This window comes from Kineosporia corallincola, from assembly GCF_018499875.1.
In the GTDB taxonomy this organism is placed as follows: domain Bacteria; phylum Actinomycetota; class Actinomycetes; order Actinomycetales; family Kineosporiaceae; genus Kineosporia; species Kineosporia corallincola.
In genome coordinates this window covers 37,683-54,656 of record NZ_JAHBAY010000016.1, presented here as the reverse complement: position 1 = coordinate 54,656, position 16,974 = coordinate 37,683, and the positions used below count along the sequence as shown (strand labels likewise).

The window sequence follows — 16,974 nt, the reverse complement described above, 5'->3', positions numbered from 1 at the left end:
TCCATGGTTGGTTTCACAGGTCAGACACCGAGCACCCGCAGCACCGCCGGTGCCACGAGGATGAGCAGGAACACCAGGGCGAGCATCGAGACCGGGATGCTCATCCGCTCGCCCACCGCGTTGGCCTTGGCCAGCTCGGTGTTCATCAGGGCATTGCGCATGGACGCCGAACGGGCCCGCAGCGTGGTGTACACCGCGGTCCCCTCCTCGCCGGACAGCCGCATGATGTCCGCGACCTCCCCGAGCTCGGCCAGGCCGAGTTCGTCGCCCAGCGCGCTGAGGGCGTCCCACGGCGGCAGGCCGCTCCAGCCGGAACGGGCCAGTTCCTCCGCGATCCGCCGGAACACCCAGGAGTCCCCGACGCTCGCGGCCTTCTCCATGGCCTGCCGCGGACCCGAGCCGCCGGCCCGTTCCAGGGCCACCAGGTCGACATAGGCGCCCAGCGCCCGGGCGAACTCGTGGCGGCGGGCGGCCGCGTCGGAGCGCGCGTTGTAGTCGGGCAGCAGGCTCAGCCCCACCGCCAGCACGAGCGAGGCGAGCAGGGGGACGACGAACGGCAGGCCGATCCCCAGCAGCGTGGCGAGCAGCGTGACCACCGGCGGGAAGATCAGGCCGATCAGGAAGTACAGCGCCTTCTCGCCCCAGTACCGGTGCACCGGGATCTGGAGCAGTGCCAGTTCGCGCACCGGCACGTTCCACACCGCGGCGATCGGGGTGCGCATGACGAACAGCCCGGCCCGGTCCTGGGCGCCCGCGGGCAGCACCGGCCCGGTGTAGCCGCTGCGCCGCAGCGACCGCTCCGGGTCGAGATTCTCCAGCGCCGAGGCCAGGTCGGGCGTGGCCGGGGCCAGCCGCCACACCACCAGCGAGACGCCCAGGCCGATGAGACCGCCCGCGGCGAGCGCGATCTGCACGACGGTCATCGGCCCGCCCCCGAACCGCCGGGCCGGTCCAGGCCGGTGCCGATGATGCGGGGCAGCGGCTCACCCCTGGCCATGCTGCGGAGCCAGACCAGGGTGGCCACGAACAGGCTGAGCAGCAGCACGAGAACCAGCTGCCCGGCGGCCGTTCCGTAGGGAGCGATGTAACTGCCGTTGAAGGTGAGCAGCACCAGCACCCCGATCGTGATCACGGTGATCGCCCGGGCCGTGGCCCGGGGTTTGGCCCGGTCGGCCTCCACCGCCCGGCGCGAGCGCACGTCGGCGGCCACCGACTCGGACAGCCCCTCCAGCACGGCGGCCAGGCCGGTGCCGCGCCGCTGGGCGGCGAGCACCAGGTTCATCGCGATCAGGTCGGCGGTCGGGTCGTCCATGTCGTCGGCGAAGGCCCGCAGCGCGCGGTCGGTGGGCCAGCGCGCGTTCAGCCGGGCCACCAGCGTGGCGACCTCCGCCCGGATCGGCGGCGGGGTCGAGCGCAGGGCGGTGATCAGGGCGTTCTCCAGGCTCAGGCCGACGGTCAGCACTCCGGCCAGGGACCGCGTCCACTCCTCCATCGCCTCCAGACGCTCGATCCGCAGCGAGGTCTCGGGGGCCGACAGCAGCCAGGGCAGGCCGGCGAACGCCACCGGCAGCACGATCAGCGCGATCAGCCAGCCGGACACCAGCGCCGCCACCACCCCGGCCACCAGCCCGGCCAGCAGCAGCTGTCGCGTGCGCGGGGTCAGGCCATGCAGACGGGAGGGCCGGGCGGCGGTGGCCGGGCCGGCCGGCGGCACCGGCGTGCGGCGCAGCCCGGCGACGACGCCGGTGAGGCCGCCGAGCAGGAGCAGCCCGGCCAGGAGCGCGATCAGCGTGGTGGACGTCATGAGCCGGCCTCCCGCGCGAACGCGTCGAGATCGAAGCCGTAGGCGGCCAGTTCGCGATACTCGTCGGGCAGCACCGAGGCCAGGGCCCGGGCCTCGCGGTAGCTCTCCGTGCCGAAGACCGTGGTGCGGGCCGGTCCCTGCTCACCCGGGTGCACCGCGACGATCTCGCTCACCCAGCGCGTGCGCACCGGCTGGTCGCGGCCGTCTCCGCTGCCCGGGTCGGTGTGCAGGTGCACCTGGACGATCACGTCGATGTCCTCGGCCACGGCGCGCTGGGCGTAGGACTCGGTGATGTGCGGGCCGGCCTCCATCGCGCAGGTGACCAGTTTGCGGATCGCGCCGACCGCGGTGGCGGCGTGGGTGGTGGAGATCGACCCGGCGCCGGACTGCATCGCCTTGATCATGGCGATGATCTCCTTGCCGCGGACCTCACCCACGATCTGGCGTTGCAGGTTGAACCGGAACGAGTCGTACAGCAGCTCGTCGAGCGTGATCTCGCCGGCCTGCCGTCCGCCGGCCGCGCGCTCGCCGGTGCCGGGCCGGGCCTCGTAGGCGATGACCGTGCCCTCACGGCCGGGCAGCTCGTGCAGGAACAGCTCGTACTCGGTCTCGAACGTGCCGATCCGCTCCCACGGCGGGATCTCGGCGCACAGGGCCCGCACCATCGTGGTCTTGCCGGCGCCCTGCGGCCCGGACACCACGATGCTCTTGCGGGCTCGCACCGCGGCGGCCAGGAAGCCGGCGGCCAGCGGGGAGAGCATCTGCCGGTCCACCAGGTCGTCGAGCGAGATGTCGACCAGCCGGTGCCGCCGGATCACCACCACCGGGCGGGGCGTGACCCAGGCGGTGGCGGCCAGCCGGGCACCGCCGTCGAGCCGCAGGTGCAGACGCGGCTGGGACTCGCTGAAGCTGCGGGCGTTGACCTCGGAGCGGGAGGCCAGGAACGCCAGGAACTCGATCAGCTCGTCGTCGCTCTCGGCCACCGGCGGCCCGGGACGCAGCTGACCGTCGTTGTACTCCAGCATCACCCGGTCGCAGCCGGTGATCATGATGTTCTCGACGTCCGGGTCGTCCACCAGCGGCTGCAACCGCCCGAGGCCGAACAGCGCGTCGAAGACCGTCTCGGCCATCCGCTGCTGGAGGCCGGGACGCCAGGCCGCGGAGCCGGTCGCGATGTCGTCGCGCGCGGCGTCGTCGAGCAGGTCGAACACGATCTTGCGGGCGAGTTCCCGCTGCTGGCCGGGTGTCAGCGTGGGGGAGGCGGTGAGGGCCTCGGTGAGCCGGCGCGAGGCCCGGTCGCGGAAGGCGGCCACCAGGGCCCAGTCCAGGCCGGCGTCGTGGTTCGGCACCGAGGCACGCAGCGGGCCGGTGGCCTGCGCGGCGCGCCGGGAGTCCCGCCGGTTCAGCGGCCGGCCCACCCCGGGACGGGGCAGACCGATTCCGGCCCAGGGGGTTTCGGGACCCTGGACGGCCGCGGGATCGGTGCCGACCACGCGCAGCCCGGTGCCGGCGGTGGCCGGGCCGAGGTCACGGAAGAGCGGCAGGTCGTCGAGGCCCTGCCCGGGCTGGTGACTGCGGTCGCTCACCGGGTGGTCTCCCCCACGTCGAGCAGGTTCCCGGCGTCGAGGCGGGACCGGTTGGCGGCGACGAACTCCTGCACGGCCGAGACCGCCGCGCGCACGCTGCGGGCGTAACCGCCGCGGCCGAACGTGCGGCCGGACGGCCTGCCGTCGGAGTACACCTCGGCGGCGTCCGGGTCCCAGGTGATGCTGGCGACGGCGGGAATCCGCAGGGTGCGCGCGGTTTCGGCGGCGGTGTAGGGACGTTTGTCGCCGACGGTCAGCAGCCCGATCTGGTGTTCGGTGCCGCGGGCGGCGAAGTCACGCTGGAGCCGGGAGGCCCAGCCACGCACCCCGGCGACCGCGGGCAGCGAGGTGCGGCTGACCAGCAGCACCGCGTCGGCGGCGGTCAGCAGCGGCTCCGGCGTGCCGGTCAGCCCGAGCCGGCCGGCGTCCACCAGAACGTCCATGCCCCGGGCGTCCATCGTCCGCAGCTCGGCGGCGAGTGCCTCCCAGACCGGCGCCAGCGACGCGGCCTGGGCCGGGGAGCGGGTGCCGGCGAGGATCTGCGCGCCGCTGCCCTCGACCGGGACGGCGACCTCGGGCACGGCCTCGGCGAGCCGGCCCTGCCGGTGCGCCATGACGAGGCTGAGCAGGCCGCCGTCGTGGGGCGGGCTGCCACGGAACCAGCCGGCGCTGATCGCGGAGCTGCCGCTGGGGTCGGCCTCGACCAGCAGGGCCGGCCGGGGCCAGGCGACGGCCAGGGCCAGCGCGGTGGTGGTGACACCCGGGGAGCCCGATCCGGAGGCGAGCGTGATGACGGCCATCAGTTGTTGCTGTCCAGCACGACGGCGACCCGGCCGGTGGCGACCGCGGCGGCCAGGCGGGCCGCGGAGATCTGCGGCACGCTGACGTCCACCACCACCTGGCCCTGGTCGTCGGCGACGCCCGGTGAGACGACGGTGGCGGTGACGGTCTGCGGCTGGGCGCGGGGCACGTCGTCCTGCTGACCGGGGGTGAACACCACCCGCACGGTGTCGCCCGCCAGCAGCGGGGTGGCGGGCAGCTGCCCCCTGGTCAGGCTGACGCCGACCACGGACTCGCCGTCGGCGGGCAGCACCTCGTCGGTGACCTGGCCGGGGGTGACCACGCCGCCGGCGCTCAGGTCCTGCGCGGCCCGCTTGCCCACCAGCGTCGAAAGTCGTGAGCCTGGAACGGTGTCCAGCCCGGGTGCGCCGGCCAGGTCGAGCACGACCAGGTCGCTCTCCTCGATCACCTCGCCGCGGGCGACGTTCTGGCGCACCCCGACCACCGGCTGGGTGTCGCCGAGCATCGTGACCAGCCAGGCCATCAGCAGGGCGCCGACCACCACGAAGAGGATGGACATCGCCACCAGCACCGGGCGCCTGCGGGTGCGGACCGGTGACCCGGCCCCACCCGGAGCACCCGTGGCCGTGGCCCGGTCGCCGTCCTGGGCCGCACCGGACGCCCCTGCCCGCACGGTGTCCGCCGTCGTCATGCCCTGCAACCGCCATTTCGTCTAGCCTGCACCGCCGGAAGCGACCGGCCGCCGCCACCGGCCCCCTCGGGTCCGGCGCCGCTGGACCACCGTCGGCCCCGCCCGCTGCGTGTCCCCACCCCCACGGCCCCCCGGCCGGGGAATGCCACGCACTGCCTGCGTGACGGAACGGGCACGATCCGCATCGCTGCGCGGCAGTCTGCCAGTACGGGATCAAGAGATCATCAACCAATTGGTTGATATGTCTTGTTTGTCGGTTCCAACTCCTTTAAAGGACGCTAAGTCCTTTTTAAATCTCCGACGGCGGCCGGACCGGCTCCGGCAGGACACAGCAAATCGACAGCTTCTCAGCCCTTTTCAGCGGCGATCGCCCGCAGCCCCCGATCGACGAAGTCGATCATCCAGCGGAAGCTCACCTCGACGTCCGCGTCGATCTGGAATCCGCCGCCGGCCTCCAGCGTCGCGAACCCGTGCAGCACGCTGCGCAGCATCCGCATCGCGTGGATCTGCTGCCCGGGCTCCAGGTGATACCCGTTCAGCACCGCCGCGAGCGAGGCCAGCACCCGCCCGCTCGCCGGGACCAGCGGATCGTCGTCCCCGCTCCGCTGCGCCAGGTTGGCCGCGGCGTAGCGGCCCGGGTGCTCCAGCACGAACCCGCGGATCGCCTGGGCCGCGGCGGCCAGCGCGTCCCCACCGGCCAGGCCCTGGATGGCGTCGCGCAGGGTGTCGGCGAACTCGTCCATCGCCAGCACCGCGATCCGGTGCGACAGGTCGGCCAGGCCGTCGACGTGTTTGTACAGCGACGGCGTCTTCACCCCGAGCCGCTCGGCGATCAGCCCCATGCTGAGCCGGTCGAACCCGATCTCGTCGGTCAGGGCCGCCGCGGCCGCGGTGACGGCGGCCGGGTCGAGTCCGGCCCTAGGCAACGTTCAGCGTCCGGGCCAGGAACGGCAGGGCCAGATCGAGCACGCGGGTGGGAGTCTGGGCGTGCGCGTAGTGGCCCGCCTCGTCGATCACGGCCAGTTCACCCAGCCCCTGAGCCAGGTCGGCGACGATCTTCTCGCCCTCGGCGCGCGGGTCGGCCCAGTCCGGGTCGGCGCCGCCCTGGACCACCAGCACCGGGCAGCGCACGTCGGCCAGCCGCGCGCCGGCGTCGGCCGGGCTCGACTGCATCATCTTCTGGAGCACCTTCATCCGGCCAGGTTCCCGCAGCTTGGACTCGATGCGGGCCAGCTCGGCGTCCCAGTCGGCGGGCCGGGCCGGGTAGGCCAGGTCGAGGTAGCGCGTCCAGGCCGTCAGGCTGCCGGCCGCCAGCACCCGCATCAGCAGCAGCGACCCGGTGCGGTAACCCTTCGCCGTGAACAGCCCGCCCAGGTCGACGGACTGCGCCCGGGTGAACGGCGCCAGCTCGATCACGCCGGAGATCAGGTCGGGCGCGGTGGCCGCGGCGATCGTGGCGGCACCCCCGCTGATCGACTGGCCGACGAGCACGGCCGGGCCGCCCAGGTGACGCACCAGGGCCACCAGGTCACCGGCGATGTCGGTGCGGCTGTAGCCCTTCCAGTCCACGCCGGAGTCGCCGCAGCCGCGGATGTCGACGTTGGCCACCCGGTAGCCGGCGGCGACCAGGGCCGGGGCCACGAAACGGTAGGAGTGGCGGCTGTCGCCCATCCCGTGGGCGAGCACGACCAGCGGCCCCTGCCCGGTCAGGTCGTAGGCGATGGTGCCCTCGTCGAGCTCCAGGTACTCGGTCATGGCGTCCTCCGTGAAGTCCGTGGCTAACTGCGTTAGCTAAAAGCTAAACGAATTAGCCAGCGCCTGTCAACGGCCGTCGCCGCGCAGATCGCACCATCGGCATCGCGATCGTCATCCCTCTCCGCGGGTTCGACGAAAAGGCCTCTGCGACAACGACTCACTGGGCGATATCCGCACCTCCGCAGCTGCGTCAAAACTTCCTTGAGCCGTCCGTGAGGTTGGCGAAACAGCCCCTGTGGCTTGATCTGACCTGCGACTTTCCACCAGAGGACGACGAGAACCGCCGAAGGGATCCCCGGACGACACAGGAACCTCCCCCGCGGTCCAGGCGAGCCATCCCCCAGAGGGCCGGCACCTCACGCCGCAGCCTGGTGCCGGCGGGTGAACGGCCGCCGCGGCCGCTCGGTGCCGCTCGGTGCCGCTCGGTGCCGCTCGGTGCCGCTCGGTGCCGCTCGGTGCCGCTCGGTGCCACCGCCACGCTGCTGATGCGCCCCACCGGCACATCGGGTCTCGCTCACCGAGGTCGCCGACGTCGCCGCGGCGGGCATCTCGTCCGGCAGCTCCGCGGCGTGCCAGGCGGCCGGAATCCTCGGCGGCCCGGCAGCGGAGAGCAGTGACCCGAAGACCTACGGATACCCGGACCCGGACCCGGGCCCTGGGCCCTGGGCAACGCCCTGTAAGACACCGCCCGGCCGATCAAGGGACGACCTTGGCCTGCGCGTGGCGACGCTCGACCTGGGCAGGTCCGACTCCGGCTGGATGCACCGCCGGCTCACCGCGGCCAGTACCGCCCTGGCCCCGTTCGCGAAGCACCTGGGCGCCGCCGGCCGGAACAGGACGACGCCGATCATCCTGTCCGGGTTCGGCCGGCGGTTCGACGAGAACGGTTCCGGCGGGCTGGATCACGGCCACGGCAACGCCGTACTGCTGCTCGGCGGCGGCTGAGGAAGGGCGTGCACGGGACATGGCCCGGGCCCGATCCGGCCTGGCCGGGCCCGATCCGGCCCGATCCGGCCCGATCCGGCCTGGCCCGGCCTGACCGCCGGCGACCGGGTGGACGGCGACCCGGCCGGCACCACCGACTACGGCTCCACCGTGGCCGAGGCGCTGGGGAAGCGGTGCGGATGGGATCCGTGGCCGACGTGTTCCCCGGATTCACCCCGGCCTGGTGCACCTCGGCCTGGCCGGTGTGCTGCTGGTGCGACGCCACCCCGTTCGTCGGCGCCGCCCCGATGACCCTGTCGCTGCTCGGCCGCTTCCCCGAGGCCGGCACCGAGCAAGGCCGTGGGGCTGTTCACCTGAGCCGGTGCACGAGCCCCGGATCCACGACGCCCTGGTCCGCGAAGCCCTGGCCCACAAGATCCCGATCCACCAGGCCCTGATCCACAAGGCCCCGGAGCATGGGCCCGGCGTACACGAGCCTTCCGTACACGAGCCCGGCGTACACGAGCCCGGCGTACACGAGCCCGGCGTACACGAGCCCGGCGTACACGAGCCCGGCGTACACGAGCCCTCCGTACACGAGCCCTCCGTACACGAGCCCTCCGTGCCCGGGAACGGTTACCCAGCCACGGCACTCGTCACCGCGGCGTCGAGCGCCCGCCGGATCGCGGCCACGTCCTGCGCGACCTCGGCCGGGGACGATCCCTCCAGCACCCGCCGCATCAGCGCCGAGGCGACCACCACCCCGTCGGCCGTGGTCGCCGCCGTGACGGCGTGCTCCGGCGACGAGACGCCGAAACCGATCAGCACCGGCAGATCCGTACGCGCCGTGACGGCCGCGGCGAGCTCGGTGCCGGTGGCGGCCAGGTCGGAGCGTTCCCCGGTGGTTCCCATCACGCTCACCGCGTAGACGAAACCGCGCCCGTGACGGCAGATCTCGTCCATCCGTTCCGGGGTGGTGGACGGCGCCGCCAGCAGTACCAGGTCGATCCCGGCGGCATCGGCCACCTCGCCCAGGCCGTCGAGCTCGTCCAGCGGCAGGTCCGGCACGATGAGGCCGGCCACACCGGCCTCGGCGAGACGCCCGCAGAACTCCCGGTAGCCCTGCCGCACCACGAGGTTCGCGTAGGTCATCGCCACCAGCGGGACGCGCACCCGGTCCCGGATCGCGGCGAGGCCGGCGAGAATCTCGTCGAGCGTCGTCCCGCGGGCCAGGGCCTGGTCGGACGCCCGCTGGATGGTCGGGCCGTCGAGCATGGGGTCGGAGAAGGGCAGCCCGACCTCGATCGCGTCCGCCCCCGCCTCCTGGAAGGCCAGCAGCTGATCGGTCCAGTCCGCCGTGATGCCGCCGGTCACGTAGGGGACCAGGAGCTTGCGCCCGCCGTCCCTGGCCGTGCGCAGGGTCTTTTCGAGGATGTTCACCGAGTGTGCTCCATCAGGGTCGCCATGTCTTTGTCACCGCGGCCGGACAGCGTCAGCACCACGGTCGAACCGGCCGGGAGCTCGTCGGTCCCGGCGGCCCGCATCACCCAGGCCACGGCGTGAGCCGACTCCAGGGCACAGAGGATGCCCTCGCTGCGGGCCAGCCGGTGCACCGCGTCCAGCACCTCGCCGTCGTCCACGGTGACGTAGCGGACCCGGCCCATGTCACCCAGGTGGGCGTGCTCCGGCCCGATGCCCGGGTAGTCCAGGCCTGCCGAGATCGAGTGCGCCTCGGCGATCTGGCCGTGCTCGTCCTGGAGCACCTTCGAGCGGAAACCGTGCACGATGCCCTGCTCGCCGTGGGCCATCGCGGCCCCGCCGGCCGCCTCGACGCCGACCAGACGGGCAGCCGTGCCGACGAATCCGGCGAAGGTGCCGGCGGCATTGGAGCCGCCCCCGATGCAGGCCACCACATAGTCCGGCACCCCGGCGCCGAGCGCGGAAGCGGCCTGCCCGCGCGACTCCTCGCCGATCACCCGCTGGAACTCCCGCACCATCCACGGGTAGGGGTGCGGGCCCATCACGGAACCCAGGCAGTAGTGCGTGTCCTCGACCCGAGACACCCACTGGCGCATGGCCTCGTTGCAGGCGTCCTTGAGCGTGCGGCTGCCGCTGTGCACCGCGACGACCTCGGCGCCCAGCATCTTCATCCGGAAGACGTTGAGCTCCTGCCGCTCGATGTCTTTCGCGCCCATGTAGACGGTGCACTCCATGCCCAGCAGCGCGGCGGCAGTGGCGGTCGCGACGCCGTGCTGGCCGGCACCGGTCTCGGCGATCAGCCGGGTCTTGCCCATGCGCCGGGCGAGAAGGGCCTGCCCGAGCACGTTGTTGATCTTGTGCGAGCCGGTGTGCGCCAGATCCTCGCGCTTCAGCAGAAGATGGACGCCGAGCTCGGCGGACAGGTTCGTGGCCGGCGTCATCGGTGTCGGCCGGCCCGCGTAGACCGACAGCAGCCGGTCCAGCTCACCGCGGAAGCCCGGATCGGCCCAGGCATCCCGGAACGCCTCCTCGATCGCCCGGCAGGCCGGGATCAGCGATTCGGGGACGAAACGCCCACCGTACTCACCGAATCGGCCGATGCCGGACGGTTCACGCATGAGGGAACCCTCCTTCTCCGCCAGGACGTCCATCATGACCGGCTCACGCATGCGTGCCTCCCAGATCGCCAACTCTTCTAGAACTCTCTCAGGTCGGCGGCGGATGCGTCAATCGGTGATCGACCACCGAGGACGCGCTCACGTGCGGAAGGTCATGCGGCAGAACTTCCGGCGCGAGACCCGGAAACCTGACGCCCCGGCCATGACGATGATCGGTGGGCGAGGCCCGAAAGCACCTGGAGCGTGCGGCACATCGGGCCGTCACGAAGCCTCAGGACCATGACCCTGCGCATGCTCTCGTGTACACACATCGTGCCCCCAAGACTCCGATCCCACCCGAAGCGTCCCGGGATCGCCGGAACAGGCGACAGCCGGCGGCCCACGGCAGATAATGACGCGCATGATCAACGACACCCGGACGACAAACCTGGAGGCGCTGCGAGCGGTGAGCACGGGAGACGTGCCCACCGCACGGGATCTGGCGGCCCGGGCCGCGGACGGGGGCAGCCTGCTCGGCGCGGCCCTGGCCGAGTTCCTGACCACCGGGCCCGAGGAGTCCACCGGGCGCAAGGAGTCCGTGTACGCGGCGCCGGCCGCATTCGAGGCGTTCATCGAGGGCGGCGGCAACGTCCCGCTCTACCAGGCGGTTTCCGACGCTCTGGCCGAGCTCTACGACCAGCACCGGCCCCAGGCCCTGCTCGACGTCGGCTGCGGGAACGGCCGGGCCCTGCGCCCGGCCCTGGCCACGGCGCAGCACGCCCCGCACCGCATCGACCTGGTCGAACCCTCCGCGGCCCTGCTGGCGACCGCGTCCGCCGGTCTGCCGGCCGGCAGCGTCCGCACCTGGCCCACCGGCGTGCAGCAGTTTTTGGACGACGTGGAGCCCGGAACCCACTGGCCCCTGGCCGAGTCCACGTTCGCGCTCCACACGATCCCCCACGACGAGCGCACCCGCGTGCTGGAGCGGCTGCGGCCGCACGTGGGCGTGCTGGCCGTCGCGGAGTTCGACGTGCCCGGCCATCCTGTCGGCGAGACGGAACACCTGCGGTTCCTGGCCGACACCTACGAACGCGGCCTGGCCGAGTACCAGGACGACCGCGACCTGGTGGCCCAGGGATTCCTGATGCCCGTGCTGACCGGGCAGCTGCGCCCCGGGGCCGAGCGCGTCACCTGGGAGCAGAGCCAGGACAAGTGGCGGGAGCAGCTCACCGCCGCGGGCTATCGCGACGTCGTCGTGCGGCCGCTGTACGGCTACTGGTCCTCGCCGGCGTTCCTGCTCACCGCGTCCGGAGCGTGAGAACGCCCTCCCGGCGCGACATCTGAGGGCGGCCGGCCGTCGTCCCCGGTAGAACGACGGCGGCGGGTCAGCAGCCAGCCCAGCACCAGACCCAGCACGCTCACCGCCACCCCCACCACGGTGGCCACCACGGCCAGGGTGCGGTCGCCGGAGACGGCGGCGTCACCCAGCGCCGTGTAGGCGAACGCCCTGGGCGCCGACCCGACCAGCGTGCCCAGGGCGATCTGCCCCGCGCGCACGCCGAGCAGGCCGAAGGCGTACGACAGCGGCGCGTCGGGCACTCCCGGGATCAGCCGCTGCACCACCACCGCGACCGTGCCGTGCCGGCGGGCCAGGTCGATCAGGGCGAGGGCGCGCTCACCGCTCAGCTCCCGCACCGCGGAACCGCCCGTGCGCCGGGCGATCAGCAGGGCCAGCACCGAGGTGAGCGTGGAACTGACCACGCTACAGGCGAATCCGAGGCCGGTACCGAACATCGCGCCGCTCGCGGCGGACAGCAGCGGGCCGGGCACGAACACCAGCGCCAGCAGCGCCGAGACCACCACGAACACCGGCGCCGCGAGCAGTCCGAAGCGTTGCACCAGGCCTTCCAGGCCGTCGGGGCTCACCGGCAGGAACGCCGCCGTCAGCAGCCCGGCCACGCACAGCAGGGTGAGGAGTCCGGCGAGGCGGAGGACCGGGCGGCGCACCCGGACAGCCTCGCACACCGCTGTCCGGGCCGCTCGCGTCAGGTGCTGAACAGCTTCTTGCCGAACCAGTCCCCCGGGCCGCTGAGGCCGGGCGGGACCGCGAACACCGCACTGCCGGTGTGCCGGATGTACTCGTTCAGGGCGTCGCCGTGCCCCAGCCGCTGCTGGATCGGCACGAACTGCTTCGTCGGGTCGGCCTGGTAGCAGATGAAGAACAGCCCGGCGTCGAGCAGACCGGTGTCGGCGTCGATTCCGTCGGTGTAGGAGTAGCCGCGGCGCAGGATCTTCATGCCGCCGTTGGTGGCGGGGGCGGCCAGCCGGATGTGCGCCGTGGCCGGGATCACCGGTCCGCCGTCGGCGTCCTTCGCGTCCAGGTCCACGGTGTCGAACTCGGCCGTGCCGCCCAGCGGGGCCCCGGTGTTCTTGGTGCGGCCGAACACCGCCTCCTGGTCGGAGAGGAAGTCGGTGTCCCAGGACTCGATCAGCATCCGGATACGGCGGGCGACCAGGTAGCTGCCGCCGGCCATCCACGGCTGGTCGGTATCCGGGCCGACCCAGACGTAATCGTCCAGGTCGGCGGTGTTCTCGGCGAGGATGTTGTTGGTGCCGTCCTTGAACCCCATCAGGTTGCGGGGCGTGCTCTCGGTCTTCGAGGTGGTCGAGGTGCGGCCGAAACCCAGCTGGGTCCAGCGCATCACGGCCGTTCCCCGGGCCATCCGGGCGAAGTTGCGGATGGCGTGGAAGGCCACCTGGGGGTCGTTCGAGCAGGCCTGCACCCCGATGTCGCCACCGCTGCGGTTGGCGTCGAGGGTGTCACCGGGGAATGCCGGCAGGTCGGCCAGGGCGGCCGGTCGCCGGTTCTCCAGCCCGAACCGGTCGTCGAACAGCGACGGGCCGAAACCCACCGTGACGGTGAGGTTCGCCGGATCCAGGTCGAAGGCCTCACCGGTGTCGAGGGGCGGCGCGGCCGGGTTGCTGTTCGCGCTGCCGGTGCCGCCGACCGGTTCCCCGGTCGACATCTGGTGCGCCGCCGCGGCCCACAGCCCCAGCATGGTCTGGAGCGCCGTGACGTCGGTGGTGGTGACGTCGAACGCGGCGAAGGCCAGACGGTCCTGGGCGGGCGTGGCGATGCCGGCCTGGTGCGTGCCGTACAGCGAGACCTGGCTGCCGGCAGCGGTACTGGCCGGCTCCTCGTCGTCCACCATGCGGGACACACCGAAGCCCGCGGCCCCTGCCGCCCCGGCACCGGCGACCCCGAGCGCGCCGCCGAGGAAACGCCGGCGGCTCGGGGATGCGGGTTCGCCAGCCATCTCAGTGGGTGACCTTGGCGGCGACCCTGGACAGCGGCTCCTGCACGGCCTTGACGGCCGCGGCGAAGGCCTTCTTGTCCGAGGAGCTCAGGTCGCCGTAGAGCGTGTAACCGCCCAGCGCGTCGGCGTCCTCGTACTTCTTGAGCAGGTCGGACAGCGCGCTGAAGTTGGTCGCGACCTGGTCGGAGAGGCTGGAGTCGATCTCGTCGAGGGCCGGTTCCAGGTCGGCGAAGGCCTGCTGGGCGCCCTCCAGGTTACCGGAGAAGTCGAGCAGGTCGATGTGCGAGTACCGCTCCTCCTCACCGGTGATCTTCGAGCTCGCCACCTCGTCGAGCAGTTCCTGCGCGCCGTTGGCCAGCTCGTAGGGCTGGTAGGTGAGGTCCTTCGTGAGTTCCTGGAGCTTCGTGGCGTTCTCGGCCAGTCCGTCGCCGAGATCCCCCAGCCCGTCCAGGCTCTTGTCGTCGAACAGGCCCTTCTCGATCGGGTGGAACCCGGTCCAGTCGGCGGCGGGCACGTCACCGTCGCGGGCGTCGATCGCGGCGTCCAGGTCGGTGTCGCCGGCGGTGAACGACTCGGCGACGGCCTCGACCTTCTCGTAGTAGGGGCGGGCCTTGGCGTAGGCCTCCTGCGCGGCCTCCAGGTCGGTGCCGTGCAGCGCCTCGGCCAGGTCGGCGGTCGTGGTGACCAGGTAGCCGACCTGGTCGTTGATGTAGGCCGCGTACTGCGTGGTGCCGGTCTCGTACAGGTCGTCAAGGCTGCTGTCGGCCGAGCTGCTCGCCGTGCCGGTGACGGTCAGCGTGGTGTTCTCGGTGGTCGCGCCGGGGCAGTAGAGCGTGTAGCTGCCGGCCGGCACGCTGACCGAGAAGGTGCCGTCGAAACCGGGCGGCAGGTTCTCCTTCTCACCGATGATGCGCTGGCCGCCGAGCAGCTCGACCTCGCTGACGGCGGTGGCGTCCTGGTTGGTGACGTTGAAGGTGATGGCGCCGGCCTCGAACTCGGTGCGGTCGGGCGTGCAGCCGTCGGCCGCGGTGACCGTGACGTTCGCGGTGTGGGCGTCGCCGGAGGCCGCCGCCGAGGTGCTGCCGGTGCCGGACGACGAGCCGCCGCAGGCGGTGACGCCGACGACCAGGCCGGCGGTGACGGCGGCCAGGGTGAGCTGCCGGGCTGAGCGGACGGGCATGGGTGGCTCCTTCGAAAATCGGGGTGATACGGGAGGTGGAGGGTCTGGGTGGTCAGCCGGCGGGTTCCGGCTCGGGCACCGGCGCCACGCGGCGCCGGGTGGTGGCCAGCGCCGACGCGGTCAGCGCGCCGGCCGCGGCGAGAAGGCCGAGCAGCACGGCCGTCACGGTCATGGTGTGCCGGTGCTCGCGGTCGGCGGTGTCGGAACGGGCCGCCGTCAGCGCGGCGGCGACGTCGGCGTCGTCGAAGCGGGAGGTGGTGGTGCCGGCCGTGACCGGAACCGAGCCGATGGACGACGTGGTGGTCAGGGTCAGCCCCTGCGACCAGACCAGGTCGACCACGCGGCCGGTGTCGGCGGCGACGGTCAGCGTGAGTTCGCCGGTGGCGGAGTAAGTCACGGGAACCGAGCCGTCCCCGGACTCCCCGGCGCCGCGCACGCCGAGCGGCAGCCGGCCGCCGTTGGCGGTGGCCAGGTCGGCGTAGCTGAGCTCGGCCGGGCCGGTCAGGGGCACCTCGTCGTCCTTCTCCGAGAAGGTCTGCACGGTGACGCCGTCACGCGTGGTCCGCGCGCCCGGCTCCAGGGTGAGCGTGCTGGTGGCGGACGGCAGCAGGGTGCGCGCCGCGGACAGGTCGGAGGTGTCGCCGATGCTGGTGCCGGAGGGAACAGCGACCTGGAACCGGTTGCCGGACAGGTGTTGTGCCGACAGTTCGCCGGAGGTGGTGACCGGCCGGGAGGCCGGTCGCGCGGGCAGCAGCACCAGCAGCGCGACGGCGGCCACGGCGCTGGTCACGGCGAGCGCGGCGGCCAGGCGGATCTGCGTGGCGCGGCCCGGGACCCGGTTCGGCGGCCAGGCCACGTAGACCAGCATGGGCACGAGATAGACCAGCCAGGCGGCGAGTTCGACCAGCACCGGACGCGGCTGGAGGCCGAGCATGCCGGTGAGGATCGACGACTGCACGCTGCCCGGCCGCACGATCGCGGTCAGGTCGAGGGTGCTCTGCTGACCCCAGTTGACCCAGCCGGCCTCGTGCGCGGTGTGCAGGGCGCTGACCACCAGGCCGGCGGCGACCAGCACCAGCACCACACCGGTGATCCGGAAGAACCTGGACAGGTTGAGGCGGATGCCGCCGCGAAAGACGGCCCAGCCCAGCACGATCGAGACGACGATGCCGAGGAGCGCGCCGATCCAGGCGCTGCGGCCGGAGCCGCTCTCGTTGAAGGCGGCCAGCAGGAAGACGACGGTCTCCAGGCCCTCGCGGATGACCGCGAGGAAGGCCATGGCCACCAGCGCCCAGCCCGAGCCCTGGGCGAGCGCGGCCCCGGCGGCGCCTTCCAGGTCGCCCTTGAGGTCGCGGGAGTGGCGGCGCATCCAGACGACCATGTAACTGACCATGGCCACGGCGAAGACGCCGATCACGGTCTCCAGGCCCTCCTGCCGGCGCTGCGGCAGTTCGCGGGAGACCAGCTCCAGGGCGATACCGGCGGCGACGCAGAGCAGGACGGCGGTGGCGACGCCGAGGTAGACCCAGCGCAGCAGGTCCCGGCGGCCGCGCTGAGTGAGGAAGGCCGCGACGATGCCGACGATGAGAGCCGCCTCGAGTCCTTCACGCAGCCCGATCACGAACGTGGGCAGCATCTGGAACTCCAGTGGGTCGGCGATCGTTTTACCTGGGTTAAGCCCTCATAGGTGAGCCTAACCTTAGTGACCGTAGATCCACTGGCCGCCCCGGCGCCAGTCCCTTTGACCTGGAACTTTGGCGACCAAGTGACGACCTGTGCCCCTTGACGCACGTTTCGTCACACTTTGAACAACAGTGGACGACGAAAAGAACCGCTCCGGATCGCGGCCACGTGACCAGGGCCTCAGGGTGGTGCCGTGAAGACCCCCGACCCCAAGGTGTGCGCCTCGTGCGGCCGCGCGTTCGCCTGGCGCAGGAAGTGGGCGGCCGACTGGGACCAGGTGCGGTACTGCTCGCAGCGGTGCCGCCGGAACAAGCCCGCGGACACCGGCGCCCGGCTGGAGCGCACCGTGCTGGACCTGCTGGCCGCGCGGCGCGACGGGGCCACGATCTGCCCGTCCGAGGCGGCCCGGGCGATCGGCGGCGAGGACTGGCGCGACCTGATGGAACCCGCCCGCGCCGCCGCCCGGCGGCTCACCGCGGCCGGCCAGGTCGAGATCACCCAGCAGGGGCGGGTGGTCGACCCCTCCACCGCGCGCGGGCCGATCCGGATCCGGCGGGTGCGGCCGCCGGGAACCTGACCTCTGCTCCCCCACCACCCGCCCGTGCAGTCGGTGACCCCCACCCCCCACCCCCCAAGCCCCAAGCCCCAAGCCCCAAG

The 16,974-nt window shown here is 72.6% G+C and carries 17 protein-coding genes; 3 read left to right on the top strand and 14 right to left on the bottom strand.

The genetic code is table 11. The features are described 5' to 3' along the window. Positions 1-20: 20 nt before the first annotated feature. The 7 genes from KIH74_RS30105 to KIH74_RS30075 form a co-directional block, all read right to left on the bottom strand. Entirely contained in the window at positions 21-923 is a 903-nt protein-coding gene (locus KIH74_RS30105) for a type II secretion system F family protein (RefSeq protein ID WP_214159778.1), read from the bottom strand. After that, positions 920-1,804 carry a type II secretion system F family protein gene (locus KIH74_RS30100; RefSeq protein WP_214159777.1) on the bottom strand — a complete coding sequence of 295 codons (885 nt, stop codon included), beginning with the start codon at positions 1,802-1,804 and terminating at the stop codon, positions 920-922. Before KIH74_RS30100 ends, KIH74_RS30105 begins: the two co-directional genes overlap by 4 nt. After that, on the bottom strand, positions 1,801-3,390 hold the full coding sequence (locus KIH74_RS37165) for a TadA family conjugal transfer-associated ATPase (protein ID WP_214159776.1): 1,590 nt from the start codon (positions 3,388-3,390) through the stop codon (positions 1,801-1,803). The genes KIH74_RS30100 and KIH74_RS37165 overlap by 4 nt, the downstream gene beginning before the upstream one ends. Beyond that, complete coding sequence (locus KIH74_RS30090; protein WP_214159775.1) at positions 3,387-4,190, bottom strand: CpaE/TadZ family protein; 804 nt, start codon at positions 4,188-4,190, stop codon at positions 3,387-3,389. Before KIH74_RS30090 ends, KIH74_RS37165 begins: the two co-directional genes overlap by 4 nt. After that, positions 4,190-4,882, bottom strand: coding sequence for an SAF domain-containing protein (locus tag KIH74_RS30085; RefSeq protein ID WP_214159774.1), 693 nt, complete (start codon positions 4,880-4,882; stop codon positions 4,190-4,192). Before KIH74_RS30085 ends, KIH74_RS30090 begins: the two co-directional genes overlap by 1 nt. A gap of 347 nt (positions 4,883-5,229) precedes the next feature. Next, positions 5,230-5,808 (bottom strand): TetR/AcrR family transcriptional regulator, encoded by a 579-nt coding sequence (locus tag KIH74_RS30080; protein ID WP_214159773.1) that lies wholly within the window; start codon positions 5,806-5,808, stop codon positions 5,230-5,232. Continuing rightward, positions 5,801-6,637, bottom strand: a complete 837-nt coding sequence (locus tag KIH74_RS30075) for an alpha/beta fold hydrolase (RefSeq protein WP_214159772.1) — start codon at positions 6,635-6,637, stop codon at positions 5,801-5,803. Before KIH74_RS30075 ends, KIH74_RS30080 begins: the two co-directional genes overlap by 8 nt. 720 nt (positions 6,638-7,357) lie before the next feature. Here KIH74_RS30075 and KIH74_RS30070 point away from each other — a divergent pair. Then, complete coding sequence (locus KIH74_RS30070) at positions 7,358-7,582, top strand: DUF1501 domain-containing protein (RefSeq protein ID WP_214159771.1); 225 nt, start codon at positions 7,358-7,360, stop codon at positions 7,580-7,582. A 349-nt stretch (positions 7,583-7,931) separates the two neighbouring features. Here the strand turns inward: KIH74_RS30070 and KIH74_RS30065 are convergent, their stop codons facing one another. From KIH74_RS30065 to trpB, 3 genes are read right to left on the bottom strand one after another with little or no spacing between them, the layout of a single operon-like run. Further along, a complete protein-coding gene (locus KIH74_RS30065) occupies positions 7,932-8,174 on the bottom strand; it encodes a hypothetical protein (protein ID WP_214159770.1) in 243 nt (80 codons plus the stop codon). 23 nt (positions 8,175-8,197) lie between these two features. Next, positions 8,198-9,001: a tryptophan synthase subunit alpha gene (trpA, locus tag KIH74_RS30060; RefSeq protein WP_214159769.1), complete on the bottom strand. Its 804-nt coding sequence runs from the start codon at positions 8,999-9,001 to the stop codon at positions 8,198-8,200. After that, positions 8,998-10,194, bottom strand: a complete 1,197-nt coding sequence (gene trpB / locus KIH74_RS30055; protein WP_372492150.1) for a tryptophan synthase subunit beta — start codon at positions 10,192-10,194, stop codon at positions 8,998-9,000. The genes trpA and trpB overlap by 4 nt, the downstream gene beginning before the upstream one ends. 364 nt (positions 10,195-10,558) lie before the next feature. Here trpB and KIH74_RS30050 point away from each other — a divergent pair, with 364 nt between their 5' ends. Further along, positions 10,559-11,455: a class I SAM-dependent methyltransferase gene (locus tag KIH74_RS30050; protein WP_214159768.1), complete on the top strand. Its 897-nt coding sequence runs from the start codon at positions 10,559-10,561 to the stop codon at positions 11,453-11,455. Here KIH74_RS30050 and KIH74_RS30045 read toward each other — a convergent pair. The 4 genes from KIH74_RS30045 to efeU are packed head-to-tail and all read right to left on the bottom strand — an operon-like array spanning position 11,410 to position 16,270. After that, positions 11,410-12,144, bottom strand: coding sequence for a TVP38/TMEM64 family protein (locus KIH74_RS30045; protein WP_214159767.1), 735 nt, complete (start codon positions 12,142-12,144; stop codon positions 11,410-11,412). The two genes, KIH74_RS30050 and KIH74_RS30045, sit on opposite strands and share 46 nt — an antisense overlap. Before the next feature lie 38 nt (positions 12,145-12,182). After that, positions 12,183-13,454 (bottom strand): iron uptake transporter deferrochelatase/peroxidase subunit, encoded by a 1,272-nt coding sequence (gene efeB / locus KIH74_RS30040; protein WP_214159766.1) that lies wholly within the window; start codon positions 13,452-13,454, stop codon positions 12,183-12,185. A 1-nt stretch (position 13,455) separates the two neighbouring features. Next, positions 13,456-14,634 carry an iron uptake system protein EfeO gene (efeO, locus tag KIH74_RS30035; protein ID WP_214159765.1) on the bottom strand — a complete coding sequence of 393 codons (1,179 nt, stop codon included), beginning with the start codon at positions 14,632-14,634 and terminating at the stop codon, positions 13,456-13,458. A 52-nt stretch (positions 14,635-14,686) separates the two neighbouring features. Next, positions 14,687-16,270, bottom strand: a complete 1,584-nt coding sequence (gene efeU / locus KIH74_RS30030) for an iron uptake transporter permease EfeU (RefSeq protein WP_214159764.1) — start codon at positions 16,268-16,270, stop codon at positions 14,687-14,689. 240 nt (positions 16,271-16,510) lie between these two features. Between efeU and KIH74_RS39015 the strand changes: the two genes are divergently transcribed. Further along, a complete protein-coding gene (locus KIH74_RS39015; protein WP_214159763.1) occupies positions 16,511-16,894 on the top strand; it encodes a DUF2256 and DUF3253 domain-containing protein in 384 nt (127 codons plus the stop codon). Positions 16,895-16,974 lie beyond the last annotated feature (80 nt).

Bases quoted from the DNA above. Each gene is read 5' to 3' on its own strand.
- KIH74_RS30085 (WP_214159774.1), bottom strand. From the start codon at position 4,882: ATGACGACGGCGGACACCGTGCGGGCAGGGGCGTCCGGTGCGGCCCAG.
- KIH74_RS30100 (WP_214159777.1), bottom strand. From the start codon at position 1,804: ATGACGTCCACCACGCTGATCGCGCTCCTGGCCGGGCTGCTCCTGCTC.
- KIH74_RS30075 (WP_214159772.1), bottom strand. From the start codon at position 6,637: ATGACCGAGTACCTGGAGCTCGACGAGGGCACCATCGCCTACGACCTG.
- efeU (WP_214159764.1), bottom strand. From the start codon at position 16,270: ATGCTGCCCACGTTCGTGATCGGGCTGCGTGAAGGACTCGAGGCGGCT.
- KIH74_RS30105 (WP_214159778.1), bottom strand. From the start codon at position 923: ATGACCGTCGTGCAGATCGCGCTCGCCGCGGGCGGTCTCATCGGCCTG.
- efeO (WP_214159765.1), bottom strand. From the start codon at position 14,634: ATGCCCGTCCGCTCAGCCCGGCAGCTCACCCTGGCCGCCGTCACCGCC.
- trpB (WP_372492150.1), bottom strand. From the start codon at position 10,194: ATGATGGACGTCCTGGCGGAGAAGGAGGGTTCCCTCATGCGTGAACCG.
- efeB (WP_214159766.1), bottom strand. From the start codon at position 13,454: ATGGCTGGCGAACCCGCATCCCCGAGCCGCCGGCGTTTCCTCGGCGGC.
- KIH74_RS30090 (WP_214159775.1), bottom strand. From the start codon at position 4,190: ATGGCCGTCATCACGCTCGCCTCCGGATCGGGCTCCCCGGGTGTCACC.
- KIH74_RS30050 (WP_214159768.1), top strand. From the start codon at position 10,559: ATGATCAACGACACCCGGACGACAAACCTGGAGGCGCTGCGAGCGGTG.